Annotated in this window: 27 protein-coding genes and 1 tRNA gene; 5 read left to right on the top strand and 23 right to left on the bottom strand. The window is 62.9% G+C overall.

What is annotated here, in order from left to right:
- Window positions 1-142 precede the first annotated feature (142 nt).
- Window positions 143-610 carry a GyrI-like domain-containing protein gene (locus tag R2823_10580; protein ID MEZ5176627.1) on the top strand — a complete coding sequence of 156 codons (468 nt, stop codon included), beginning with the start codon at window positions 143-145 and terminating at the stop codon, window positions 608-610.
- A 36-nt stretch (window positions 611-646) separates the two neighbouring features.
- On the opposite strand, the gene R2823_10575 is transcribed toward R2823_10580, so the two are convergent.
- The 7 genes from R2823_10575 to R2823_10545 all read right to left on the bottom strand — a co-directional run bounded on the left by R2823_10575 (window position 647) and on the right by R2823_10545 (window position 8,864).
- Window positions 647-1,399 carry a CPBP family intramembrane glutamic endopeptidase gene (locus R2823_10575; GenBank protein MEZ5176626.1) on the bottom strand — a complete coding sequence of 251 codons (753 nt, stop codon included), beginning with the start codon at window positions 1,397-1,399 and terminating at the stop codon, window positions 647-649.
- Between the two features lie 83 nt (window positions 1,400-1,482).
- The gene (locus R2823_10570; protein ID MEZ5176625.1) at window positions 1,483-1,857 is read right to left on the bottom strand and encodes a hypothetical protein; all 375 of its coding nucleotides are present in this window, start codon (window positions 1,855-1,857) and stop codon (window positions 1,483-1,485) included.
- Window positions 1,857-4,589: a leucine--tRNA ligase gene (leuS, locus tag R2823_10565; GenBank protein MEZ5176624.1), complete on the bottom strand. Its 2,733-nt coding sequence runs from the start codon at window positions 4,587-4,589 to the stop codon at window positions 1,857-1,859. Before leuS ends, R2823_10570 begins: the two co-directional genes overlap by 1 nt.
- Before the next feature lie 60 nt (window positions 4,590-4,649).
- On the bottom strand, window positions 4,650-6,155 hold the full coding sequence (locus tag R2823_10560) for an aldehyde dehydrogenase family protein (protein MEZ5176623.1): 1,506 nt from the start codon (window positions 6,153-6,155) through the stop codon (window positions 4,650-4,652).
- Between the two features lie 34 nt (window positions 6,156-6,189).
- Complete coding sequence (locus tag R2823_10555; protein MEZ5176622.1) at window positions 6,190-6,702, bottom strand: adenine phosphoribosyltransferase; 513 nt, start codon at window positions 6,700-6,702, stop codon at window positions 6,190-6,192.
- 73 nt (window positions 6,703-6,775) lie between these two features.
- Window positions 6,776-8,398 carry a hypothetical protein gene (locus R2823_10550; GenBank protein MEZ5176621.1) on the bottom strand — a complete coding sequence of 541 codons (1,623 nt, stop codon included), beginning with the start codon at window positions 8,396-8,398 and terminating at the stop codon, window positions 6,776-6,778.
- A gap of 7 nt (window positions 8,399-8,405) precedes the next feature.
- A complete protein-coding gene (locus R2823_10545) occupies window positions 8,406-8,864 on the bottom strand; it encodes a sigma-70 family RNA polymerase sigma factor (GenBank protein ID MEZ5176620.1) in 459 nt (152 codons plus the stop codon).
- 154 nt (window positions 8,865-9,018) lie between these two features.
- Between R2823_10545 and R2823_10540 the strand changes: the two genes are divergently transcribed.
- Window positions 9,019-9,483, top strand: coding sequence for a hypothetical protein (locus R2823_10540; protein MEZ5176619.1), 465 nt, complete (start codon window positions 9,019-9,021; stop codon window positions 9,481-9,483).
- A gap of 156 nt (window positions 9,484-9,639) precedes the next feature.
- On the top strand, window positions 9,640-11,343 hold the full coding sequence (locus tag R2823_10535) for an MFS transporter (GenBank protein MEZ5176618.1): 1,704 nt from the start codon (window positions 9,640-9,642) through the stop codon (window positions 11,341-11,343).
- Window positions 11,344-11,376: 33 nt separating this feature from the next.
- On the opposite strand, the gene R2823_10530 is transcribed toward R2823_10535, so the two are convergent.
- From R2823_10530 to R2823_10515, 4 genes are all read right to left on the bottom strand, one after another.
- The gene (locus R2823_10530) at window positions 11,377-12,591 is read right to left on the bottom strand and encodes a hypothetical protein (GenBank protein MEZ5176617.1); all 1,215 of its coding nucleotides are present in this window, start codon (window positions 12,589-12,591) and stop codon (window positions 11,377-11,379) included.
- 194 nt (window positions 12,592-12,785) lie between these two features.
- Window positions 12,786-13,151 carry a helix-turn-helix transcriptional regulator gene (locus tag R2823_10525; protein MEZ5176616.1) on the bottom strand — a complete coding sequence of 122 codons (366 nt, stop codon included), beginning with the start codon at window positions 13,149-13,151 and terminating at the stop codon, window positions 12,786-12,788.
- A 32-nt stretch (window positions 13,152-13,183) separates the two neighbouring features.
- Window positions 13,184-13,522, bottom strand: a complete 339-nt coding sequence (locus R2823_10520; GenBank protein MEZ5176615.1) for a type II toxin-antitoxin system RelE/ParE family toxin — start codon at window positions 13,520-13,522, stop codon at window positions 13,184-13,186.
- Window positions 13,523-13,810: 288 nt separating this feature from the next.
- The gene (locus R2823_10515) at window positions 13,811-14,317 is read right to left on the bottom strand and encodes a hypothetical protein (GenBank protein MEZ5176614.1); all 507 of its coding nucleotides are present in this window, start codon (window positions 14,315-14,317) and stop codon (window positions 13,811-13,813) included.
- Here R2823_10515 and R2823_10510 point away from each other — a divergent pair.
- Window positions 14,207-14,641: an integrase core domain-containing protein gene (locus R2823_10510; protein MEZ5176613.1), complete on the top strand. Its 435-nt coding sequence runs from the start codon at window positions 14,207-14,209 to the stop codon at window positions 14,639-14,641. The two genes, R2823_10515 and R2823_10510, sit on opposite strands and share 111 nt — an antisense overlap.
- 193 nt (window positions 14,642-14,834) lie before the next feature.
- On the opposite strand, the gene R2823_10505 is transcribed toward R2823_10510, so the two are convergent.
- The 3 genes from R2823_10505 to R2823_10495 form a co-directional block, all read right to left on the bottom strand.
- Window positions 14,835-15,566, bottom strand: coding sequence for a hypothetical protein (locus R2823_10505; protein MEZ5176612.1), 732 nt, complete (start codon window positions 15,564-15,566; stop codon window positions 14,835-14,837).
- Window positions 15,563-16,177: an RNA polymerase sigma factor gene (locus tag R2823_10500; GenBank protein ID MEZ5176611.1), complete on the bottom strand. Its 615-nt coding sequence runs from the start codon at window positions 16,175-16,177 to the stop codon at window positions 15,563-15,565. Before R2823_10500 ends, R2823_10505 begins: the two co-directional genes overlap by 4 nt.
- A 139-nt stretch (window positions 16,178-16,316) precedes the next feature.
- Window positions 16,317-16,390 (bottom strand) — tRNA-Ala (locus tag R2823_10495).
- Between the two features lie 82 nt (window positions 16,391-16,472).
- Here R2823_10495 and R2823_10490 point away from each other — a divergent pair.
- On the top strand, window positions 16,473-17,111 hold the full coding sequence (locus tag R2823_10490) for a lysoplasmalogenase (protein MEZ5176610.1): 639 nt from the start codon (window positions 16,473-16,475) through the stop codon (window positions 17,109-17,111).
- A gap of 7 nt (window positions 17,112-17,118) precedes the next feature.
- Here R2823_10490 and rsfS read toward each other — a convergent pair whose 3' ends face one another.
- The 9 genes from rsfS to rpmA all read right to left on the bottom strand — a co-directional run bounded on the left by rsfS (window position 17,119) and on the right by rpmA (window position 24,204).
- On the bottom strand, window positions 17,119-17,511 hold the full coding sequence (gene rsfS / locus R2823_10485; protein MEZ5176609.1) for a ribosome silencing factor: 393 nt from the start codon (window positions 17,509-17,511) through the stop codon (window positions 17,119-17,121).
- 51 nt (window positions 17,512-17,562) lie between these two features.
- A complete protein-coding gene (gene nadD / locus R2823_10480; protein ID MEZ5176608.1) occupies window positions 17,563-18,135 on the bottom strand; it encodes a nicotinate (nicotinamide) nucleotide adenylyltransferase in 573 nt (190 codons plus the stop codon).
- Complete coding sequence (locus tag R2823_10475; protein MEZ5176607.1) at window positions 18,107-18,598, bottom strand: M23 family metallopeptidase; 492 nt, start codon at window positions 18,596-18,598, stop codon at window positions 18,107-18,109. The genes nadD and R2823_10475 overlap by 29 nt, the downstream gene beginning before the upstream one ends.
- Window positions 18,599-18,626: 28 nt before the next feature.
- Complete coding sequence (locus tag R2823_10470; GenBank protein MEZ5176606.1) at window positions 18,627-19,103, bottom strand: response regulator; 477 nt, start codon at window positions 19,101-19,103, stop codon at window positions 18,627-18,629.
- A 54-nt stretch (window positions 19,104-19,157) separates the two neighbouring features.
- Entirely contained in the window at window positions 19,158-20,564 is a 1,407-nt protein-coding gene (locus R2823_10465) for a VWA domain-containing protein (GenBank protein ID MEZ5176605.1), read from the bottom strand.
- A 3-nt stretch (window positions 20,565-20,567) separates the two neighbouring features.
- A complete protein-coding gene (locus R2823_10460; protein ID MEZ5176604.1) occupies window positions 20,568-21,440 on the bottom strand; it encodes a MoxR family ATPase in 873 nt (290 codons plus the stop codon).
- Between the two features lie 57 nt (window positions 21,441-21,497).
- Complete coding sequence (proB, locus tag R2823_10455) at window positions 21,498-22,574, bottom strand: glutamate 5-kinase (protein ID MEZ5176603.1); 1,077 nt, start codon at window positions 22,572-22,574, stop codon at window positions 21,498-21,500.
- A complete protein-coding gene (gene obgE, locus R2823_10450; protein MEZ5176602.1) occupies window positions 22,571-23,845 on the bottom strand; it encodes a GTPase ObgE in 1,275 nt (424 codons plus the stop codon). The genes proB and obgE overlap by 4 nt, the downstream gene beginning before the upstream one ends.
- A gap of 104 nt (window positions 23,846-23,949) precedes the next feature.
- Window positions 23,950-24,204 (bottom strand): 50S ribosomal protein L27, encoded by a 255-nt coding sequence (rpmA, locus tag R2823_10445; protein MEZ5176601.1) that lies wholly within the window; start codon window positions 24,202-24,204, stop codon window positions 23,950-23,952.
- Between the last annotated feature and the right edge of the window lie 32 nt (window positions 24,205-24,236).

Raw genomic sequence — 24,236 nt, 5'->3', positions numbered from 1 at the left:
TTGTACCGCAACCACCGACCAAGCGGAAGGGGTTCGTCCCGCGGACGACAACCCGTCGTCGGCACCCTTCAGGACGATCCATGGGTCACACAGCACCAAGACGCGCGCGGTAGGGTCGTCGGCAACGACTGGAGGCGTGATCGTGCCCTACACCATCGAAGTCACCGAAGCAGCTCCCCAGACGATTGCAAGCACCCGGATCCGTACGAACCGCGCGAGTATCGCCGCCGACATCGGTTCCGGTTTCGGAGCCGTCATGGAGGCCATGGTGAAGGAATCGGCGGTCGCGACGGGAGCACCGCTGCTCGTGTACCACGATGTGATCGACGACACCACCGACGGCGACATTGAGATCTGTGTGCCGGTCGCCGGGCCGCTCGCCGGTTCCGGCGGCGTGTCGACCCGCGAACTCGAGGGCGGCACGGTGGCAACCACCATCCATCGGGGACCGTATCCCGAGATCGGCGCAGCCTATGAGGCCACGATGGCCTGGATCGCCGAGCACGGAAGGGAGATGACCGGACCACCGAGGGAGATCTACCTCAACGACCCCCAAACGGTGCCTCCTGCCGATCTCCTCACGAGGGTCGAGTTCCCGATCGCGCCATAGCCAACCGCAGCGCAGGCCGCCGTGGCGACCGACACATCAGAGGAGGCCGATGATCCAGTGCACAACCGCGTTGAGGGTGTCGAGCTCCTCAAGCTGTCGTTCTGCCCACTCGGCCATCTCATCGCCCCACACCAGCATGATCGCCGCGAGGAGATTGACACCGGCATGGATCGGGATCGCGAGGGACAGGTCCCCTCGGCGGAGTGCCACCCAGCCGAGCACGACACCGATCAGGAACAGGCCGGGAACCGCAGCACGGGCGTTCCAGTCGACGAGGTGAAGCCCGGCGAAGATCGCCGCGCTCACGATGATGGCTGCCCATTGACCCATGTGGCGGCGCAGCCAGGACAGCAGCATGCCCCGATAGATGATCTCTTCGATGATCGGCGCAACGGCAGCGACGGACAGGAAAATGACGATGACCTCGAAGGTGGTGCGTGTTCCTGCGGTGATCCCCGCGACTCCTTGTTGGGGGGCTCCGTCGGGGAAGAGCGAATCGACGAGTGGGTAGGTCATGAGGGCAGCAGCGATCTGCAATCCCATACCGGCAAGGAGAGCCCACCAATCAGACGGCCGTAGCACGAGCCCGACATCTGCGGCGAGGGAACCGGACGACGCTCGGGCTGAGAACAGCCATACAAGGGCAAAGGAGCCGCCGGCCTGTCCGAGGAACACCAGAGCGAACGGAACCGGATCCGTCAGGTCTGCGTGTGCTGCGATGACGAAGACACCGACGATGTTGGCGCCGAGCACACCGGCGAAGAAGGCGCCGACGGTCCACCAGAACATCGCCACCGAACCGACGAACGACGAGGGAACGGGAAGGTATCCGGGTGGCGGTGGCGGCGGAGGGGGCGGAACGCCTTGCACGCTCACAAGTGCTCGGACGCCACACGCTGGGCGTCCACCTCGTATGAGATTCCCCGATAGGCGGCACCGTGGGAAAGGCCAAGCAGCCGCAGGCCCGCATACTCCCCTACATAGCGAGCCCAGAATCCGAGACCGCCGTCGGCCCACTGTGCGGTGTGGACGAGTTCGTGAGCGACGATGTCGGGCCGTTGTCCGAGCACCACCTGCTCGAATACCTCTTCCGTGACAAAGACCCTCCTTGCGACCGAGATGCCTTCGATCCCGGCGCCCGAGATCCTCCGCAACCATCGCGGCATCACCTCGAAGGACACATCGGCGAATTCGTCGGGGTCGACCGCAAGTCCTGCCCGGTGGATCGCGACCGCTGCGGGAAGCATCAGACCACGAGACTCACGACATTGGGGAGCTTCGCGATCACCTTGCGGGGTTGGTCGCCGCCGGTGTGGGCGAGCACCTTCCTCGAGGACAACGCAAGTGCAACCGCCTGCTCTTCGGTGATGGAAATCGGCACATCGATCCGATCACGAACCTTGCCGTTCACCTGCACAACCATGGTGGCGGATTCCACCGCGGTGAGAGCCGGATCCCAATCGGGCCACTCAGCGAGGACCACCGACGAGGTGTTGCCGATCACATGCCACAGTTCCTCGCAGATGTGGGGGGCGAGCGGGGCAAGCAGACGAAGCAGCACATCTGCGACATCAGCGGGGATCCGTTCGAGACCGACAAGAGCATTGTTCAGCTCGAAGAGCCTCGCGACAGCCGTGTTGAAGTGGAGCTGCTCCATGTCGCGCGTCACGGCTTCCACCGTGCGGTGCAACAGAACCTTGAGCTCACCTTCGGAGGGCTCGTCGCTGACGAGGATCCCGCCATCTTCAGAAACGAAGTTCCTCCACAGTCGTTGCAGGAACCGGTACACACCGACAATGTCCCGGGTCGACCACGGGCGGGATGCGTCGAGGGGACCCATGAACATCTCGTAGAGGCGCAGCGTATCGACGCCGTACTCCTCGAAGATGTCATCGGGGTTGACGGAGTTCTTGAGTGACTTCCCCATCTTCCCGTATTGCTTTTCGACCGGTTCACCTCGATACATGAACATGCCGTCAACTTCAACGACATCGTCGGCTGGGACATACATCCCGCGGGCGTCCTGATAGGCGTCAGCGAGGATGTATCCCTGGTTGAAGAGTCGGCCGAAGGGCTCCGGTGTCCCGACATAGCCGAGGTCGTAAAGCACTTTGTGCCAGAAGCGCGCATACAACAGATGCAGGACGGCATGCTCGACCCCGCCGACATACAGGTCCACACCCTGGGACCCCATCCAGTACCGCTCCACTTCGGGATCGACGAGCTCGTTGTCGTTGTGCGGATCGAGATAGCGCAGGTAATACCAGCAGGATCCCGCCCATTGCGGCATGGTGTTGAGCTCGCGCTGCCAAGTGGTGCCGTCGATGTCGACGAGCTTCCAGTCATCGGGCGCCTTGGCGAGCGCAGGGGTCGGTTCGGCATCTTCATCGTCGGAGGCGTTCGGCGTGAAGTCATCGACCTCGGGGAGCCGAAGGGGTAGCTCGCTTTCGTCGACGGCACGGAGTTCGCCGTTTGGGCCGTGCAGGATCGGTATCGGCTCTCCCCAATAGCGCTGGCGCGAGAACAGCCAGTCACGCAGCTTGTAGGTGACAGTTCCCTTCCCGGCACCGTTGTTTTCCAGCCAGTGGATGATGCGGCTCTTCGCTTCGGCGATGTCGAGCCCGTCGAGGAACCCACTGTTGATCGCTGGACCGTCACCGAGGTATGCGTTGCCTGCGAAGTCCACGGGCGGCTCGACGGTGCGTACGATCGGCAGGTCGAATTGCTCTGCGAACTCCCAGTCCCGCTCGTCCTGGCCCGGCACGGCCATGATTGCACCGGTTCCGTACCCCATCAGCACATAGTCAGCGATGAAGATCGGGATCTCCTCGCCGTTGAGGGGGTTGATGGCGAACGCCCCGGTGAACACTCCGGTTTTGTGACGGTCCTCGACCTGTCGCTCAAGCTCGGACTTACGCAGCGAAGCGCTCCGGTAGGCCCGCGTCGCCGTCACCGGATCGTCCATGCCGAGGGTCCACGAGGGTTTCGTACCGTCAGGCCAGGACGCCGCGACGATTTTGTCGACGAGGGCGTGCTCGGGCGCCATAACCATGTAGGTCGCACCGAACACCGTATCGGGTCGGGTTGTGAACACCCGAAGCTGCCCGTGATCGATGATGTCGAACACGATGGTCGCCCCCTCGGAGCGACCGATCCAGTTCCGCTGCATCGTCGTGACCGATTCGGGCCAGTCGAGGGTCTCGAGATCATCGATCAGACGGTCCGCGTAGGCGGTGATTCGCAGCATCCACTGACGGAGCGGCCGGCGGAACACCGGATGGTCGCCGCGCTCGGAGAGCCCTTCGGGCGTGACCTCTTCATTCGCGAGCACCGTCCCGAGCGCCGGACACCAGTTGACCGGCACTTCGTCGATGTACGCAAGTCGCTGGCTGTCGAGGTACGCGGCGCGGTCGACCTGTTCGAGGTTCATCCACGCAACACCGTCAGCGCTCCGCTCACCCGATTCGAGTTCGGCAACGAGCTCGCTGATGGGGCGAGCCCGGTTGGCGGTCTCGTCGAACCACGAGTCGAACAGCTTCAGGAAGATCCATTGCGTCCACCGGTAATAGTCGGGGTCGGTCGTCGCGATGGACCGACTCCAGTCGTAGGAGAACCCGAACGATGTGAGCTGTCGGCGGTAAGTTTCAATGTTCTTGTCGGTGGTCACCCTCGGGTGGACACCGGTTTCGACTGCGTACTGCTCGGCAGGGAGACCGAATGCATCGAACCCCATCGGGTGCAGCACATTCGATCCGCGCATTCGCCAGAACCTCGAGTAGATGTCGGTGCCGATGTACCCGAGGGGGTGGCCGACATGGAGTCCCGCTCCGGATGGGTATGGGAACATGTCGAGGATGTACATCTTCGGCTTCGCCGGATCGAAGCCGTCATCTCCCGGATTCGGAACGCGGTAGATCCGCTGGTCAGCCCATGCCTGCTGCCAGCGTCGCTCGATCTCCCTGAAGTCGTACGAGGCCATGGCCCTCCTGAGTGGACGCCAAAGCGTAATGCAATCGGTTCGAACTCGGGATTCCGGCCGCTACCGGCCGATATCGGGGTCCTGCTGGGTGACACGAGTCCTGATCGTGTAAGCCGAATCCCCCGACAGGATCCCTCCCCTCCCAAAGAGGCGACCCATCTGCCAGTTCGAGAGGCCGAGCTCGGGACGATCGAGGGCGTACTGGCCGTCGACCCACCGTGTGAACCCGTTCCCGACGAATGGAGCGTCGATGGACCGGAAGAAGGCGTCGTGTTCGGACGGGTCGGATGAGATGAGCGAGGCAACGAATCGGGGGCTGTAGCGGTTGAACCAACCGATCGCCTGTTCCACATCGTCGGACACGGCGAGCGTCACCTCTGGGCTGTCCTCCCACTCCCATTCAACGCCGAGCTGGTCCTCGGTGAGGGTCTCGGCTTGTGGTTCATCAACGGCGCCTTCAGCCCTGCTGATCGCAACCGACCGGTCGAACCACTCATTCGGAACGCTTGCCCTGGATGATTCGAGCACATGCAGTTTGGGGTTGGCATCCCTTCGCGCTGCGGCGCGCTCCATGGCCTTCAGCAGCGCTGGGACGAGGTCACCGACCCGAGATCGCGGGACGCATGCCGTGTTGAGGGTGTTGCAGACCTTCCGGTCGAGCGAGTGGTATACGGCAGCTTCGAAATCCCCGATGCGTGCTGTATCCCCTGCGACGATCCACGCGCCTCCGGTGCCGTGGAGGCTCACACTGTTGCCTGCCTGGCGGGCGACCGCTCCAAGCCTTTGGGTCGCCTCGCCCGAGCCGCGGGCCACGGCGAGGCTGAGCCGCGGATCGCTCATCATGGCGATGCCGGACGCACGCGACGGGCTCTCCACGAGACTCGCCGCACCACTCGGCAGCCCGCTCGCGGCGAGCGCTGGCGCAAGCGCGTGATCGACAATGGCCTTGGCGGTCCCGAGGGCATCGGAGCCGATGCGGAAGACCACCGTGTTGCCACCTCTGAGGACTCCGGTCGCGTCGGCAAACACATTGGGCCGCCCTTCGAAGACGAACCCGATGACCCCGAGACCGTCGACGATCTGGGCAAGGCTCCAACCTTCGTGCTCGATGGTCTCGACGACACGGCCACGCCCGCTCGGCGTCTGTGCCCAACCCTTGAGACCTTCCACCATGTCGCTCCGCATGCGTTCGTCGAGAATGAGCCTTGTGACGCTTCGCCCGCGGTCGCGTGCCGATTCCACATCGTGCCGATTGGCGTCCGCGATCGGGGTGAACGAAGCGTCGTCGGCAAGCGCCGAGGCAAACCGCAGGTAGAAGTCGGTGATCTGTTCGTCCGACACGGCACCCATCGCACCGAACGCTTCCACCGCTGCGCTCACCGCGATGTCGGCCCTGTGGCGCGGCTCTGCGGGAATGTGCAACAACTCCCCCGTGTCCTGGACCACGATGAGGGCATCGCCGGGCCTGAAGGCATCTGCGAGCTCGGCGGACACATACGCAACCTTCGTGCCGCCCCACGGGATCGGTGTGCCTGCGACCAGCGAGGTCAGGTCCGAGTGTTCCATCCCCGCATCGTACCGCCTGGGATGCTCGCGGATGTCAGAACGACAGGACAGCGTGCAAGGGACGGTCGAAGCGTGCCCGGCCGCCAAGGACCGACAGCTCGATCAGCATCGTGGCCCCTACGACGGTGCCCCCGGCCTTTGCCACGAGCTCGCTTGTCGCGGCGAGCGTTCCTCCGGTTGCAAGCACATCGTCAACGATCAACACCTTGCCGCCCGCCACGAACGCGTCCTCGTGGATCTCGAGGGAGTCCGTCCCGTATTCGAGGTCGTAGGTGACCGAAACCGTCTTTCGCGGAAGCTTGCCTGGTTTCCTGACAAGGCCAACCCCGGCACCGATGCGTTCGGCGATCGACCCGGCGAGCAGGAATCCACGGGATTCGATACCGACGACGATATCGATGTCCTCATCAACGAAAGGGGCGGCCATCTCCTCGATCGCCTGAAGAAACGCCTCACTATTCGCCAAGAGGGGGGTGATGTCCTTGAACACGATCCCGGGCTCGGGAAAATCCGGGACGTCGGCAATGTAGGAGGAGAGATCAAGCATGGGAGCAGCCTACTGGCGACGCTCGCCGCCTCGGGTTTCTCCGACCGCTGTCCAGGACGGACAAGAAGACGATTCACCTCGCTGGTACCACCAGCGCGTTCGGAGTGGGTCTTCCGTTGTAGATGGGCAGGTCGTCCCGGGGCCCGTCGAGATCGATGGTGATCGGATGCCACGGGTTGGACGGACACGATGCATACCCCTGCACCGGCTCGACGAACACGGTGACGGTGATGCGATCGGCGGATCGGACCACGACAGGAACAATCTCACGGTCGATGGGTGCCTGACCTGACGCGCACGCGCGTTCTTGGATCAGGACGGCAAGCTGTTTCGGCTCCGGTTCGAGCTCAACAGCGGAATCGAGGATCCAGTCGGCGGTCCCCCAGCCTTCTGCGGTGGTCTCGATGTGGCAGCCGCCCCAGCCTGACGGGGCCCACATGCCGTCCCTGAGTGTGAAAGTCGCATAGGCGTATGCGAGGGCACCGTCTGCCGTTCCGGTAGCGAACAGGATGACAGAGTCTGGCGTCTGTTCCGCGACAAAGAACTCGAACGCTCCGAAGAATGCTCCCTCAAGACCGAGCGCCACCTCGGCATCCGCGATTGCTTGTGCCACATCGGCGTCCGGCACGCTCGTCGGAAGAACCGGATTCTGTCCACTTCCGAGAGAAACCGGGCCACATGAGGTCTCCAGACTCAGACCAGGATTGTCGATCGGCAAGGTGGTCGTCGAACTGTCATCCGGGGTAGATGTCGAAGTAGGTGTCGAAGGTTTCTCACCGTTTGTGAAGAGCTCCTCGGCAGAAAATGACACGGATGACTCGGCGACGGTCTTTCTCTCAACGACCTCCACGACCCATTTCACTGATCCGAGGGTCTCAGAACGGCTGTCATGGAACACACGCTCGTAGCGTGTACGGAGAGGATCGAACCATGTCGTCGATGTTCGCCTGGTTTGACCGCCCAACTCGGTGTCCTCGGTGGTGGACATCGTGTAGATCGTCACGGGCGTCCCGAGCCACTCCCCGTCTTCGGATGCTCCGCCAAGCTCGAGCCACTGCTTCGCATCGAACGGGCTGCCAACGCTGTCGACCGATGGGACTCTTACGAATGCCATCAGATCGGCTCCCTGGTGCGCCATTGGCGACTGGGCTACAGAATAGGAGTCGGTTCCGTCGGCGTCGGAAGTCACGCACGCCGAGACATGGAACACCGTATCCGATCTTCCGACACCCTCGTGACTCGTCCCGAGTGGTTCTGATCGACCCTCCTCGACGGAATACTCAAGAAGGATGCGTTCGACCATCCCATCCGGGGCAGTTGCATCGATCCGCACAAGGCCATCGGCATTCGGACCCCACATCTCGATCGTGGCGTCGTCGAAGCCGCCGTTGTCATGTGTGTCCATGCCGACGCAGGCGAGTTCGGCCTCTTGGGACCATGCAAGCTTGACATACTCGATAGCCGATGCGGCGACGGGCGTTCCGCCTCCGGTTCGGGACAACGCCACGACGCCGACGGTCATCACGATTACGACACCGACCGCGAGGCCGACAAGGAGTCCACCACGCCGCCCGGGAGTCTTGGAGGTACCGAAGGCTGGGGCTCCGAGCTCGGACCAATCTGGACCGTCACCTGCATCAGCTGTCAGGCGTTCAAATCCCTCGCTCAGATACATGTCCGTTGTGTGATCGTCCATGTGATCTCTAGGCATCGAGGGCCTCCCGTAGCCGGGTTCTGGCGAGATGGAGGTATCGGCGGACGGTTGCAGGGCGACAGCCCATCACTGCGGCAGCCTCTGACGGTGTGTATTCCTCGTGGAACACGAGGTAGGCAGCGGCACGCTGACGAGGAGGAAACGATGCAATCACATGATCAACGAGCGAAGCTGTCGACGAATCCGGAATGCCGTCAACGGCGTCCTCCGTCCTGACCGGCATCTCGGATCGTCGAGCCTGCTTGCGATGGCGGGACCGGACCTCGTTGAGAACCGACTTCATCAGGTAATGCTTGGGCTCACGCAGCCCCGAAAGACCGCCGGAACGAGCAAGCGTGCGCGTGACCACCGCAGACACGATGTCGTCGGCGGCGTCTGGCCCGGTGAGTGCTGTGGCGTATCGCATCAGATCCCTCCGAACGGACAAATAGATCTCTGATTCGTCCATCACCCCATCCACGCCTGGGACACCTCGAGCGTTGCAGCAATTCTGTCACAAAGAGGAGTCACCAAAAGGAGCCGGATATCCGTGCACGCACGGGCCGAATTCTCTAGGCTCACGGTGATAATTGTTGTGGAGCGAATCTCACAGGGGAGGACGCATGACCAGCGAGCCACACGCAGCGGGCGACAAGCCCGCTGAGGAACCGTCAGCCGCCAACGACATCGCGGGAGCCGCGATGAATGTCAGCAACCAGTTGACCGCGGGCGAGCGACTGATTGCGTTGGGATGCTTGATCATCCTTGTCGTCGATCTGCTCATCGGGACCTGGATCCTCGACGACTACGGCCTATCGAACAGCTCATGGCTGATCCCGTTGGGCATCCTCGTCGCGATGTATTTCTACTACTCGGGCAAACAACGGGCGTGGCACGCACACTACGGGACGCTCGTTCGTGTCGGCGCATGGGCCATCGCGTTGATCGCACTGAGCGCACTGATCGATGAGACCCTCATCACGAGCTTCCGCTACAGCGGATCCACGCTGTTCTTCGAGATCGCCTTCTGGGTTGCCGGTGGGTTGTGCGCCGTGGGCGCATGGCAGTTCCGAAGCGACGACCGGTAGCGAACCCACAACACGAACCGCGACCGTCGGTCACGGTGTGCAGCGAATCACCTCGCTTGTGTTGAACGCGCCCAGCGGTGATGGACGCGCAGTTCTGACGGTCGGCCCCCGACCGTAGAATTGTCAGCAGTGTCCGCCCCATGTGAGTAGTCGACCGTGAGCCTTCAGACCTCGATCGAGCCGTTGCGCATCTCGAAGTTTCGGGCCCTGTGGGCGGCGTCGATGGTCTCGAATGTCGGCTCGTTCATCCAGGCCGTCGCCGGATCCTGGCTGATGTTCGAGTTGACATCATCGCCCCTGTGGGTCGGGATGATGGCGGCATCATCAACGCTACCCCTCCTTGCCCTCGCGCTCCCAGCGGGCGCGATTGCCGACCTCTTCGAACGCAGGAGGGTCCTGATCGTTGCCCAGTCGATCATGGGTGGAGCAGCGGTGGCGATGGCGATCACATCGTATCTCGACGCTCTCACGCCCGGAGTCCTGCTCGGGCTCGGCCTGCTGCTCGGCGTCGGCCTGTCGATCAACATGCCGTCGTGGCAGGCACTTGTCCCCGATCTTGTGCCGAGGGGCATGATCGCGAGCGCCGTTGCGCTGAATTCGGCATCGTTCAATGTCGCGAGGGCGATCGGGCCTGCGCTCGGTGGTGCGATCGTCGCCGCGGCCGGAGCGGGAATCGCCTTCGCGTTCAACGCAGCGACCTATCTGGGCGTCATCGTGGTCCTTGCACGATTCGGAAGCCAGCGGTTCGTCAGACAGGACGCGGAACCGATCGGGAGCGCGATGGCAACCGGGTTGCGCTTCGCGAGGTTCACCCCTGCGTTCCGTCGCCTGCTTGCGGTCGCTGGAGCCTTTGCCATCACCTCGGCCGTGGTCCAGTCGATGCTGCCCAATGTGTCGGGTTCGGCTCTCGGCGGGAGCGCGTTGTTGTACGGGCTCTTGCTGGGTGCGATGGGTATCGGTGCGCTGGTCGGGGCATTCTCGAGGGTGTGGGCGCAGAGCATGCTCGGTTCACGCATGGTCCCGGTGTCGATCGCCCTGTTCGGCACATCCGGCTTCATCGTCGGCATGTCGAGGACACCCGTGCTCACCGGGGCGGCGATGGCGGCTGCCGGCCTGTGTTGGGTGTGGTCACTTGCGACGCTCGGAGCGACCGTCCAGCTGCTCGTTCCCGCATGGGTCAGGGGAAGGGCCATGAGCCTGTACACCCTGTCGTTTTCCGGGCTTCTCCCGATCGGATCGATCGCCGCCGGCGTGCTCGGTTCCATGATCGGGCCTGCCGAGGCCGTCGCCGTCCTTTCGCTCGCGACGGTGATCGTTGGTCTCGTCAGCCTCTGGTTCGGTGTTCCACGGCTCGGCGAGTATGTGTCGACCGAACCACTCGATGATTGGGATCCGGAGCCGCACGACATCCAGCACGACGGCGGGCCGGTCCTGATCGCAACCACCTGGACCATCGACCCTGAAGATCTGCCGGACTTCATCGATGCCATGAATGATCTCAGGCTGGTACGACTGACCACCGGTGCCTACCGGTGGCGGCTGTATCGCGATGCTTCCGATGTGCTCACGATGACGGAGGTGATGGTGCTTTCATCGTGGGACAACCACCTGCGTCAGCACCGACGGATTGATCAGCACGCAGCGGTCGTGATCAGGCGTGCGGCCTCATTCGATCGTACCGGTGGCCCGAGAACGCGCCACATGATCGCCGTCGATGTCCGAGGCACCGCCGATCACTCCGAGTGGGATATCCTCGTCGACGAGCACACCGATCTGCATCGAACCGACGGGAGCATCAGCCTCGATCCCGAAGATCTGACGCTCCGAACCGAAGCCGCTCCATCATCACCACCGGCCTGAGATCGCTGCTGTGCCGCTGGTGTGATCGATGGGTCACGCCGGTAGTCCTGTCCAGGTAGCGGCACCAAGACAGGCGACGGCCTCGACCCAACCCCGTCCGTCCATGGGCGGGCAGATGCGGAGTTGCCGCACGCTGGAGTGTTCCGAGAGGTGTAATCCCATGTCCCGATCGAGCAAGTCACCCGACACGCCGAGTTCCAAGAGGTTCGGGAGCTCGGGAATGAGTTTGGCCACTCCCCGGCGTGTGACACGAGTTGCCCGAAGATCGAGACTCTCAAGCGTGGGAAGGTCGCGTACCAGCTTGGCCAGTCCATCGTCGGTCAAGGCGGTTCCTGCCAGATTCAGGGATTGAAGCGGCAGATCTCGAATTGCCGAGAGCCCCTTGTCGGTGACCGCCGTACATTGGAGCACCACATGTCGGAGCCATGGCATCCGGCCGAGGGGCGCAAGACTCTTGTCGGTGACACCGGTCGTTGCCAGACTGATCCATGTCAGCTGCCGCGCGTGCGTGAGTGGTTTGAGGTTCCAACCGATGTTCTTGTTGTAGCCGATCTCGAGGTGCGTCAACGACGGAAGTGAGGAGAGGAGGGGTAGCTCGTCATCGGTGAGGTCGGTGTGCTGAAGCCGAATCGACCACAGCGACCTCAGCGATTCCAGCGACCGCAGGGCCAACGGGTCGACTGCTACGCCTGCCATCCAAAGGATCTCCAGCCAGCGCAATCGTGCGATGGCCGCAAGCGACACCTTCGTCGTGTCGACGGCCAGCAAGGAGAGTTCGGTCGGTGCGCCGAGGGTGCTGAGCAGTTCATCGGTGAACGGGATGCCCGACACCGTCAGGTACGAGAGGCACAGTTTCGAGAGGTCCGCACCATGCCGAAACGAGACCGTCGTCTCACAGAATCCCTCCTCGTCGCGCTCGTGACCAAGGACCAGATTGTCGGTACCTGCCGAGGCAATCGCATCGATGTCCTTGGTGTCGAGTTCGCCGCCGCGGATCTCGATGGTGTCGACATGCAGTGCCTGTCCATCGAGCAAGGCCGCGATCTGACCGGCCGTGTGGTGGGGAAAGCACAGGGCGTGGCAATCCCAAGCCTTGACCTCGATTGGACCTTCGGCCTGCGCGAAGTACCGCGGAGGGTGAAGGGGTCCGTATGCATCAACACGACCGAACTGGGCGGGCGTCGCGCCCTCCGGTCGTGTCGTCGGAGGGAACTGAATCGTGCTCTGTGGTTGCTTGATCGTATCCATACTCGGATAGTAGCAGATACACACCTGTTGTGTCAATAACACTCTAATAGAATCGCTCTCATGACTCAACACTCGGGGAACACAACAACGGAGCACCCGCGGGAACATCGACTCCTACGCCGGGTAGCGCGCCCCCTAGCGGTTCGCGTCGGCGCATGCGAAACCGCGTCTCGCCGTGCAGATGGTTGCGACCGCTATTTCGACATCTCGGTCTTGGTCAACTCGAGGAGGACCCGATCGTCGTCGAACACCGCCGCGACCTCCAGATGCCCGCCCAGGGCCTCGACATACGCGGCCACCGTGGAAAGAAGGCTGTCTCCCCCGCGTTCCATCCGAGAGATCCTCGGTTGGCCCACATCGAGTGCCTCAGCGAGTTCGACCTGCGTTATTTGACGCATCTGGCGGATTTCGGTGAGACTATGGGTGATGACATCCCGCAGACCGTCCTGGTACGCCCGGTTTGCACGGGTACGCCGTTCGGTATCACCGTCGATCTCGCGACGAAGTTCACTGAAACGCCGGTAGTCACGCTTGTCCGCAGCGGGCTTCCTCGCACTCATCGTCTTTCTCCGTTCATTCGTTCGATCTCGCATCACGGCTGTCGTCGTTGGTGCTCGTCGAATTCGGCTGTGTACTGGTCGCTCTCCAGGTATTCCTGATATCGCATCTCGGCCCTCGGTATTGCTCTCTGATACCACTTCGTCCACTGCCCTGACTTGTCGCCTCCCAGCAGAAGAACGGCTCTTCGCAACGGATCGAAGACAAATAACACCCTCAAGTCGGATCCCTCCGATCTGGCGCGAAGCTCCTTGAGGTTGGCCAACGACGAACCCGTGATCGTGTCGACCACGGGTCGACCAAGACCCGGACCATGACGCTCCAACAGCTCGATCCGACCTGTCAACTCATCTTGTTGTTTCTCGGTCAACATGTCCCACCAGGTGACGAACTCGTCGAGAACGATTACCTCGTATGCCACACAGAGGATATTACTTGCAGGGAATACCGGTGTCAACTGATGCCGATGTCGTCGGATGCCAAGTAGCGGCCCGTTTGCCGATCGCGGAATCGCACGGCGCCCTGGCGCAGGTCGTCGTTGAGGCCATCAGGTGACCGTCACTAATCGCCGCCCCCGCTTGCTGTTCCCTGGCCAGGTCCACGACCCCGGGTATGGACAAGTCCTGCGCTGAGACCTTCGAGATAGAACAGCCGCTCTCGCTCAAACCAGAGACGATCTGTCCCGCGATCTCGTGAGCACGATCACAACAGCCAAGACAACGGGAACCAACGACAACGGCCACGCGGAATAGGTCGGAGTGACGGTCGACAGAAGGAGAAGCACCACAGCGACGCCTAACTCTTGCTTGGAATATGCCCACGCAGCAAACAGAGCCGACACGGGGCCCAAGACTGATGCGATTACAACGATGGCGCGCGCGTCATCGTTCGCATCGGAAACCGCCGACAATGCAAAGGCAGATACGCCCACGGCCCACACGACGATGATCCAAATCACTGCACGTCTCATCATCGTGTCGATCCTATTGCAGAATTGGCCAAGGAAGCCGCGAATTGTTGTTCCTGACCTGCATTCCTCCGGGCGACCAACATCCATGTGGCAATCGATGACCACAGTCGGGTCGTGTATGTCGAAGTTCACAATGATGAACAAGGCGCCACATGTGCCGGTTTCATCACCCGAGCAATGGACTGGTTTGCCAGCCACCACGTGTCCGTGGAGCGGGTCATGACCGACAACGCCTTGAACTACCGCCGCTCACGTGTCTTCCAACAGGCCCTCGCCCAAGCCGGTGCCCGGCATCTCACGACTCGACCGTACCGGCCCCAAACAAACGGGAAAGCAGAACGATTCAACCAGACCCTCCTCAACGAGTGGGCCTACGACCAGCCGTTCACGTCGAACCAGCAACGCATCGATTCGCTTCCCAACTGGCTCCACGACTACAACTGGCACCGACTCCACACCGAAATCGGGACGGCACCCGCCAACCGGCTACCTGTCAACAATTTCTGTGTGAAGGACATCTAGAGCGCGACCCATAGCACGTCCCAATGTCCAAGTGAAGTGTATCGGTGTCTCGCCCTCTTGTCTTTGTAGATGTCCGGCCGATTCAAGATGTCGCGACCCAATGTCGGCACTCTCATGCCGTGATCGCAGATAACGACGGCGCTGTGCCCGCTCTGGTCGAGACTGATTGACACGTCTCGGAATCCGCTATGTGTTATTCGTCCGGTGGGACAGGAATGGGGACGAGCAGAATGGTGTGGTCGCTCCCGTTGAGGCTGAAGCTGGCGCAGGGCCGATCGGCTGAGGCTGGCGTGGTGACAGTCACCGACCAGTTGCTGAGGCCCTGAGCGGTGAGGATGTCTTCGACCCGGGTTTGTGCGTCATCCATCGTCATACATTTCTCGGTCGTGAAGAGTCCCAAGAGTTGAACGTTGAGTTCGACGACATCGGTTCGAGTGGGCTCCTCGTAGCGCGCGAGGCCGAGCCGGTCACAGAGCTGGTCGTCGTTGCTGGGGAATACGGCGAGCCCTCCAGCTGGGTTGACACATCCAACGAGTTGTGGGATCTCTCCTTTCGGTACAACGGATGGGTTGGTGAGAGTTCCGTCGGCCCAAAGTTGTTCACATTCGCTTGGGTGCAATGACGATGGTGCACGAACGCCGAACTGTGGAGCGTCAAGCGTTGCGGCCTGGTAGCAGCCGATCCCTGCGGGATCGGACGGCTCACGAGCAAGATAGATGGCAGCAGCCGTGGATGCGAGGGCAAAGGCGGCTACCAATGCAACGACGAGGATCCTGCGCCGTGTGGCGCGCAACGGTCGACGATCAGCCGCGAGAACTCTCGACTTGATGCGTTGGCGCAGCAGAGCATCCTGTTCGGAGTTGCTCATACGAGCCGGGTCACCCTCTCGTAGAGCCTCGAACAGGTCGCGTCTGTCCTTGGTCACTGCTCCTCCTCGTCGGTTTGCCCAGTTCCGGGGCTTGCTGGCCGATGCATGCTTTCTCTACCTAAAGAGATGTCCGGCTTCGAGGAGATGTCGCGGCGGGCATTGAGCTCGAGGCGAGCCGCGAGGCGCTGGCGGGCCCGGAACAGCCGTGTCCTGACAGCAGGCACCGACCGGTCAACAATCGCTGCGATTTCCTGATGCGAGAACCCGTCAAGGGCCGCGAGTTTGATGAGTTCCTGATCGATCGGTGCGAGTGTCTCCAACGCTGCATACACCGCGTCAGCTGAGGCAGCCGTCATCGCCATGTCCTCTGCGGAGTCCTCGACGGACCGGTGAGGGATCTCGGCGAGCCTCCCAACGAGGCGTTTGAAGCGGTCGCGACCACGCCTCTGATTCGCTGTGACTCGGAATGCCACACCGTACAACCACGACCTGGGCGGGTCCGCTTCGAGTGCTTCTTCAAGCTTGCGCCAAGCCGTCAAATAGACCTCAACGACCGCATCCTCGGCATCGTCCGGACCCAAGCAATGCCTCCGACAATGGGCAAGGATCTGATCGAACGTTGAGTCATACAGCTCGCCAAAGGCACGACGCCTCTGCGCTTCATCCAACTTCGGACGTCTCGGGCAAGGGAGTCACATCACCTCCGGCGAGCCGCGTGTGCTTCAGTTGATATAGACCGACGAATCGCCACTTCCGAACACGCTGAAACCCCAGCCCTTGCCGGGGTTTCAGCGTTTTCCGCTTTCGTGGAGCTGAGGGGATTTGAACCCCTGACCCCTTGTCTGCCAGACAAGTGCTCTGCCAGGCTGAGCTACAGCCCCAAGAGCCGGGAGTGTATCAGGGGTCGGTCCATGTCGGACTTGCCGTTGAGTCGAGGGCTCGGCGCTGCACTACCTTGCGAGTGTGACTTCGACGGCCGTCCTCGTCCTCGCTGCTGCCGGCATCGCGGCGGTCGTCGACTGGTGGTCGGTGGCCACCGGTCGTCGATCCATCGAGATCGTGGCCAAGCCAGCCACCCTTGCGCTCCTCGTCGGCGCTGCCTTGGCCATCGACCCGGCAACCCCAACGATCCGGGCCTTGTTCGTTGCCGGTCTCGTCCTGAGCCTGGCGGGGGATGTCTTCCTCCTCATGGATACCCGATGGTTCGTTGCTGGTCTCGGGGCATTTCTTGCAGCCCACATCGCCTACACCGTCGGGCTCGTCGACGCCGGACTGGATCTGCGAGCCGTTGCGGTGGGAGTCGTCCTCGTGATCCTCGCCATCGTCACAACGGGCTGGCGTATCCAGCGCGCGGCGTCAGGTGCCGATCGGAGGCTCGGGATTCCCGTTGCGGGCTACATCGTGGCCATCTCGGCCATGCTCGTCGCTGCGGTCGGCACCATGAACCCGGCCGCAACGGTCGGTGCCGGGCTGTTCTACCTGTCGGATACGATCCTTGGCTGGAACCGGTTTGTCGCACCGCTCCCCCACGGTCGACTGCTGACGATGATGGCCTACCACGGGGCCCAGGCACTGCTCGTCATCGCACTCGGAAGCCTGTAGCGCCGGGTCAGGAGTCGATGGCGGTGGAAGCCGGCTCGAACGCGATCCGCGGGGCATTCCCCCACAGATGCTCGAGGTCGTAGTAGTCGCGGGTCTCACGGTCGAACACATGGAGGACGACATCGCCGTAGTCGACGAGCGCCCACCTGCCGTATTCCACACCTTCACGCCGGATCGGCTTGCGCCCGATCCCCCGCAGCGCGGCCTCGGTGTCCTCCACGAGGGTCCTGACATGTCGGTTCGAGGTGCCGGAAGCAATCACGAAGATGTCGGCGACGACGAGCAGACCCGAGAGGTCCAAGAGCGCGACATTCTCGCCCTTCTTGTCGACGATGGCCTTGGCCGCGAGTCGAGCCGCTGCGATCGCTTCATCGGTTGCTCTTGCCCGCGGCCTGCTCATTCAGCGGGCATGCTAGCGGTCGACGCACGCTTCCAGCACGGAGCCCCACCCCTATGCATCCCGCTTGGTGTACAGATCGTTGGCCGCGATGTAGAACAACACGCTGTCGGGTACCAAGAACCGAGGCGATCTGCCTGCCCGAATGTGCTCCCTGATCTCGGTCGCGGACAGGTCGAGGGTCGGCATCCGGACCGGTGTGAACCCGTCGCCAATCGCCGCGGCGACCTCGTCGAAGGACACCGTCGGTCGGGGCACAACGGCGATCGTCGCTGTGGCAAGCAGCTCGTCAGCGCGGTGCCACGACGGGATGCCGACAGCCGAATCGGAGCCGAGAATCAGGACCGCGTCGCCATCGTGTGCCTCAAGCGTATCGATCGTATAGGTCGGGCCGCGACGCAGCATCTCGGTGTCATCAGCGCACAGGAACGGTGCCTCAGCCGCGGCAAGCATCGTCATCGCCCAACGGTGCTTCGGTGAGGTCACCCCCCAATCGAACTTCTGCCATGGCTCACGGGCCGGGAGCAGCCGCACATGGTCGAGACCGAGTTGTTCGAAAGCGGCATGGGCCGCCGCGAGATGCGCCATGTGCGGTGGGTCAAATGTGCCGCCGAGTATTCCGTACACGGGAAACAGGATAGGTCGCAGTACTCGGGGCGAGCCGAAGGCCGAGGGCTGGCGGCCCGAGACACGCAAACAGGGCCTTGGGATCCCGATACCGGCCGTCGACCCGAAAGGAGAGATGGAACGCGGCTCGCCCACCGTGGGTTCCCACGACCCCCACCGTCGCACCCCGAACCACCCGCTGCCCTTCTGAGACCGAGATCGCTGCAAGGTAGGAATACGAGACTTTGGCCGAACCGGAGGCAACCGTCACCGACAGGCGACCGGCAACGGATCCGGCGAATGTGACGACCCCGTCGCCGACGACCGCCACCGGTGCCCCCTCCGCTGCGGCGATATCGATCCCCCAATGGCCTGCAAAGCGCCCGACCGGTTCGTAGGCGCGAACGATGGTGCCCGGTTGCGCCCCGACGGCCGGACAGGCACCTGAAACCAGCAACGCCACGGAGACAAGCGAACCCAACACGGCACACCTCGCGCCGCTGCCGTGGTTGTCACCCTACGACACGGATAGGACCAGAACCAGCCGGCCGTTGCCCATCGTGGACAACCGCGAGGACCGCCGCTCGCACATCGTCAGGCGAGAACGGCTTCGTGAGGTATCCCGACGCACCAGCAGCCATCGCCGCGTTGATCTCGTCGTTCGCCGCGTAGCCCGACGCCATCACGACGGAGACACCGTCATAGCGAGGATTGCGCCTCATCCATTCGAGAACCGAGATGCCGTGCCCGTCGGGGAGACCGACATCGAGAAGAACGACATCGGGCACGATCGCTTCCACACAGTCCTGCGCCTCGGTCACCGACCCGGCGGTCGAGACATCGAGACCGAGCGGTTCGAGCGCTATCTCAACGAGCCTCCGCAGCACATGGGAGTCGTCGACGACGAGAACGCTGGCCAAGGGATCCTCCGGGTCCTTCGATGCCCGAAGGGCAATCGTGGTGATGTCTGGTGCTCTATCGGCGGGCAAGGGACGACGCTTGACAGGTCATCCGCACCATTGTCGAAGGCGGCGCACCACCACTCACGACACCAAGCGACTCCTGCGAACAACCGGCAGCGCGGCCCGTTCGACAAAGCCCTCAAGCTGTCGCAGCGTGCGAACCTGTTCGACACGGTCGCAGAGCAGCGCATAGCGAGACATCACCGAATCCCCCGTGTCCCAGAAGCGTTCAGGTTCCGGGTTCAGCCAGAACAGCGCCCGGCACCGTTGCGCGATCTGATCGAGGTATTCGATCCCGGGATCTCGGTAGTTGTTGCGTGCGTCACCCGTGACGATGACGGTCGACTTGGATGTCACGGCATCGCCGTAGCGCTCCCACATGTCAGCGAACGAACTCCCATAGTCGGAGTGGCCGTCCCGCTTGACAAGCGTCGCGACCCGCCCGATCTCGAGCAGTGCTGATCCGAAGTCGGATCCCGGCCCGAAATGATCGGTGACCTCGTCGAGGGCATCGATGAAGGCGAACACCCGAACCTTCGAGAGCTCCGACGAGATCGCATACGCAAGCTGCATCGTGAACCGGGCAAAGGTTGCCATCGAGCCCGACAGGTCGCACAACACCACGAACTCCGGCTTGGAGACCCTCGGCGGCTTGAAGCTCGGCTCGAGAAGGACCCCGCCGTGGGCGAGCGAGCGACGAATCGTGCGACGCACATCGAGGCGTCCCACCCTGCCGCGGCGCCGTCGATGGCTGAGCCGGGTCGCAAGCTTGCGAGCCAGCGGTCCGATGGCCTGGGAGACCTTTTCGATCTCGAGCTGGGTTGCATGCATGAGGTCGATGTCCTCGATCAGTGCAACCCGACGCGACGCCGCGACCGCGGCTGCGCCGCGATCCGCGACGAGGCGTGCCGTTACCTCCCGATCGATCTCACTCCGGAGAAGCTCGATGAGCGCGTCGACTTCGGCGCGCTGAATCCGGGATTCGATCTCTGAATCCAGATCGGCGCCGACCAGTGCCGCGATGAGCCTTGCGAGGAGATGTTCGCTTTCGAGCCGTCGAAGCACCCGGTACGCGTAGTAGCGACCGCCAACCGGCCGTCCCGGCTGCATGCCGGCATAGTGATCAACGGCACGGGCGATCAACGCCCGCAGCGCATCGATGTCCCCTTCGACGAGGGCCCGGTACACGCCGTCTGGCAGACCATCTGCACCGCTGCCACCGCTCCCCCCTGCGCCGGGACCGGGGTCATCGTCGTCGGGTGTTCCCACTTCGGATCTGAGACCGAAGAACACATCAAATGCTGCATCGAATGCGTCGTAGTGGCGGGGACTCTTGACCAGCGTCGCGCCGAGCGTCGCCCGCAGGTGCTCTGGATGTCCCAGATCGGTGTGTTCGATCGCTTCGATGGCATCGAGGGCCTCGACCATCGAGACCGGTATGCCGATGGCTCGCAGCTCAGACACGAACTCCGACAGCGAACCGATCACGACTCACACCGCATCGAGTTTCAACGAGAGCTCCTTGGACACCCGCTCGATATCTGCCTGATACTTGAGCAGAACATGGAGTGTGTCGGCCGTGGCGGCATCGTCGAGATCCTCAACGCCAAGCGCGATGAGCGTTCGCGCCCAATCGATCGTCTCGGACACCGATGGCGCCTTCCTCAGCGGGATGGCGCGAATTGTTGCAACCGTCCGTGCGATCTTCTCGGCCATCCGCTCCTCCACATCGGGCACTCGAGCGGCAAGGATCGCTCGCTCCCTCTCGATGGTCGGGTACGGCACATGGAGGTAGAGGCATCGGCGCTTGAGGGCCTCCGAGAGCTCCCTCGTGTTGTTCGAAGTGAGCACGACGATGGGCGTCGTTACGGCCTGCATCGTGCCGAGCTCGGGAATCGTGACCTGATACGAATCCAGCACCTCGAGCAGAAGTGCCTCGGTCTCGACCTCGACCCGATCGACCTCGTCGATCAGCAACACGACGGGTTCCGGCGAACGGATGGCGTCGAGAAGTGGACGGGTGAGCATGAAGGGCTCTGAGAAAATGTCCCCCTCGAGATCATCCCACGCGGCACCCTCATCGGACTGGAGCCGGAGGAGCTGCTTGTGGTAGTCCCACTCGTACAGCGCCTTCGCCTCATCGAGGCCCTCATAGCACTGGAGTCGAACAAGGCGTCGACCCGTCGCGTCGGCGAGGGCAAGCGCGAGAGCGGTCTTGCCGACACCAGCGGGTCCCTCAGCGAGAATCGGCTTGCCAAGGACGGTGGCGAGGTAGGTCACCTGGGCAATCCTCGTATCGGGGAGGTATCCGACCGACGCGAGGTCCTCGGCGACCTCTTCCAGGCTCGTCCACGGTGCGCTCATCAACCGCAGCGTAGCGAACCGGTCACCGGTCGCCCGCCGCCATGAACGATGGAGCCGTCAGCGCAGGACGACCAGGTCGTCTCGGTGGATCACCTCGACACCCGGAATCATCGCATCGGCGGCACTGACCCGCGCAACACCTTTGGCACAGATCGACCCGTCCGAGTCGATGACATCGATGGCATCCCCCCGTTCGAAGCCTCCAGAGACATCAGTGACGCCGACAGCGAGCAAGGACCGACCCCCGTCGACGACGGCCTGTGTGGCACCGCGGTCGATGGTGACGGTTCCCGATGCAGGAAGCCCGAATGCGATCCACAGCTTGCGGGCCGGGAGCGGGTCCGGTCGAGGCCCGATCCATGTCCCGACCTCCTCGCCAGCGACTGCCCGCGCGACGACACGATCCACCTTCGCCGACGCCACGACGGTTGGGATGCCGGAGAACGCCGCCATGCGGGCGGCGACGACCTTTGTGACCACGCCACCCGAACCGAGCGATCCCTTTCCGCCCGCCGCACGGATCCGATCGAGAACCTCGTCGGAGTGGACGACCGCGGTCAGCAGCTCGGCATCATCCGTGAGTCGGGGATCGTCCGTGAACAAACCATGGGTGTCGGTCAGTACCACGAGCATGCCGGACCCGATGAGGTGAGACGCGATTGCGGCAAGGCGGTCATTGTCCCCGAGCTTGACCTCGTCCACCACGACGGTGTCGTTCTCGTTGACGATCGGCATCACCCCAAGTTCGAGCATCCGCAGCAGGGCCGATCGGGCATTGAGGTACTGGCCCCGGTTGCCGAGAACATCTTTGGTGAGCAGCACCTGGCCAACCTCGATCCCGTGCCGGGAGAACATCGAGGCGTAGCGTTCCATCAGCTTGGTCTGACCGACGGCCGCAGCGACCTGAAGGTCGGCGATCGCGGTCGGACGCGTCGTCATCCCGAGAGATGGCAGCCCAGCGGCGATCGCCGCGGAAGTCACAAGGACGACTGGATGGCCAGAAGACATCACCGCTGCGAGCTGATCGACAACCGATGCGACCGATGCGTCGTCGAGGCCCCCATCGCTGCCGGTCAAACTCGATGAGCCGACCTTGACGACGATCGACGCACCGGGATCCACGGCCTTTCTCACACCAAACCCTCCTCTCCCGCTGCGGACCCTTCCGGATCGAATGTGAAGACAATCGAACCGATCGTGACATCATCGCCCGGCCTTGCACCGGCTTCCACGAGCCCATCCACGATACCGCTTGACACAAGACGGGACGCGACGAAGTCGGCCGCGTCACGGTCTGTCAGATCTGAGAGGTTGACCGCTCGTATCGCGGCGATCCCGTCAACGACCCAGCCGTCGCCGCTGCGCCTCACCGTGAACTCGTCGCGAAGCGGCCGGTGCAGCACATACCCTTCGCGATCCTGTGAGATCGTCTCGGCCTCACCAACGGCATCGGCGATGGCGTACAACAGCTCGTCGAGGCCGCGCCCGGTCATGGCGGACACGAGATGGGTGCCGGGATCCAGATCGAACTGCTCGAGTTCGACTTCCGAGACCAGCTCGGCCTTGGAAAGGGCAACGATCCGCGGGACCGACGCGAGGGCAGGGTCATGCAACTCCAGTTCCTCAAGCAGAACCTCGAGTTGACGCTTGGGCGGATCGACCTGGAGTGAACTCGGATCCAGCAGGATCACTAGGAGACGGGCTCTCTCCGTGTGACGGAGAAACTCGTGACCGAGGCCCTTGCCGGATGCCGCCCCTTCGATGAGGCCGGGGATGTCGGCGATGACAAGCTCGCGGTCCCCGACCGATACCACGCCGAGGTTTGGTTCGAGCGTCGTGAACGGATAGTCGGCGATCTTCGGCCTTGCCGCAGACACGCGGGAGATGAGTGTGGACTTTCCGGCGTTCGGATAGCCGATGAGGGCTGCATCGGCAAGCAGTTTCAGCTCGAGCGTGATCTCGATCTCCTCGCCGTACTCACCTTGCTCGGCGAAGGTCGGGGCCTTTCGAGACGAACGCACGAATGCGGCGTTGCCCTTGCCTCCTCGGCCGCCCGATGCCACTCGCACGACCTGGCCCTCCTCGACCAGATCCGCGAGCAGGACTCCCCCGCCATCGCGCACGACGGTGCCGAGCGGAACCGGGAGTTCGAGATCCGAACCGCGGCGCCCGTGGCGCAGGTCACCTTCGCCGTGGGTCCCGCTTTCTGCCTGCCAGATCGGGTGGCGGTCGTACCGCAACAGAGTCGACACCGCCGGGTCTGCGACAAGCACGACATCTCCACCGGAGCCGCCCGAACCGCCATTCGGCTTGCCACGAGGAAGACCCTTTCGACGAAGAAACGACGCAACACCGGCGCCACCATTGCCGCCCCTGAGCGTGAGCCTGACCCGGTCAATGAACATGGTCGTCCTGTTCTGCTTCCGGTGGACCACTGGGTGCAAGCCCCTACTTCGAGACGAAACAGGGGTCGAGGCTTGGCTCGTATCGTTGCTTCGAGAGTGTTCGTCTAAGCGTCGACCTGGACCGATACCTGGCGCCGCCCGCGACGCGACCCGTACTTCACCGTTCCGTCGCTGAGCGCGTAGAGCGTGTCGTCACCGCCACGGGCCACATTGTGTCCGGGGTGGATTCGCGTGCCGCGCTGGCGCACGATGATGGCACCGGCCTTGATGACCTGGCCATCGAAGACCTTGGGTCCGAGACGCTTGGCCCTCGAATCCCTTCCGTTCCTTGAGGAACCAGACGCTTTGGTCTTCGACATCTACTCCTCCTCAGATGCTGCGGCATCGTCGC

This window comes from Acidimicrobiia bacterium, assembly GCA_041393965.1.
GTDB lineage: Bacteria > Actinomycetota > Acidimicrobiia > Spongiisociales > UBA5794 > UBA5794.
Note: the sequence above shows the minus strand (reverse complement) of the source record. Positions and strands in the feature narration are given on the sequence as shown.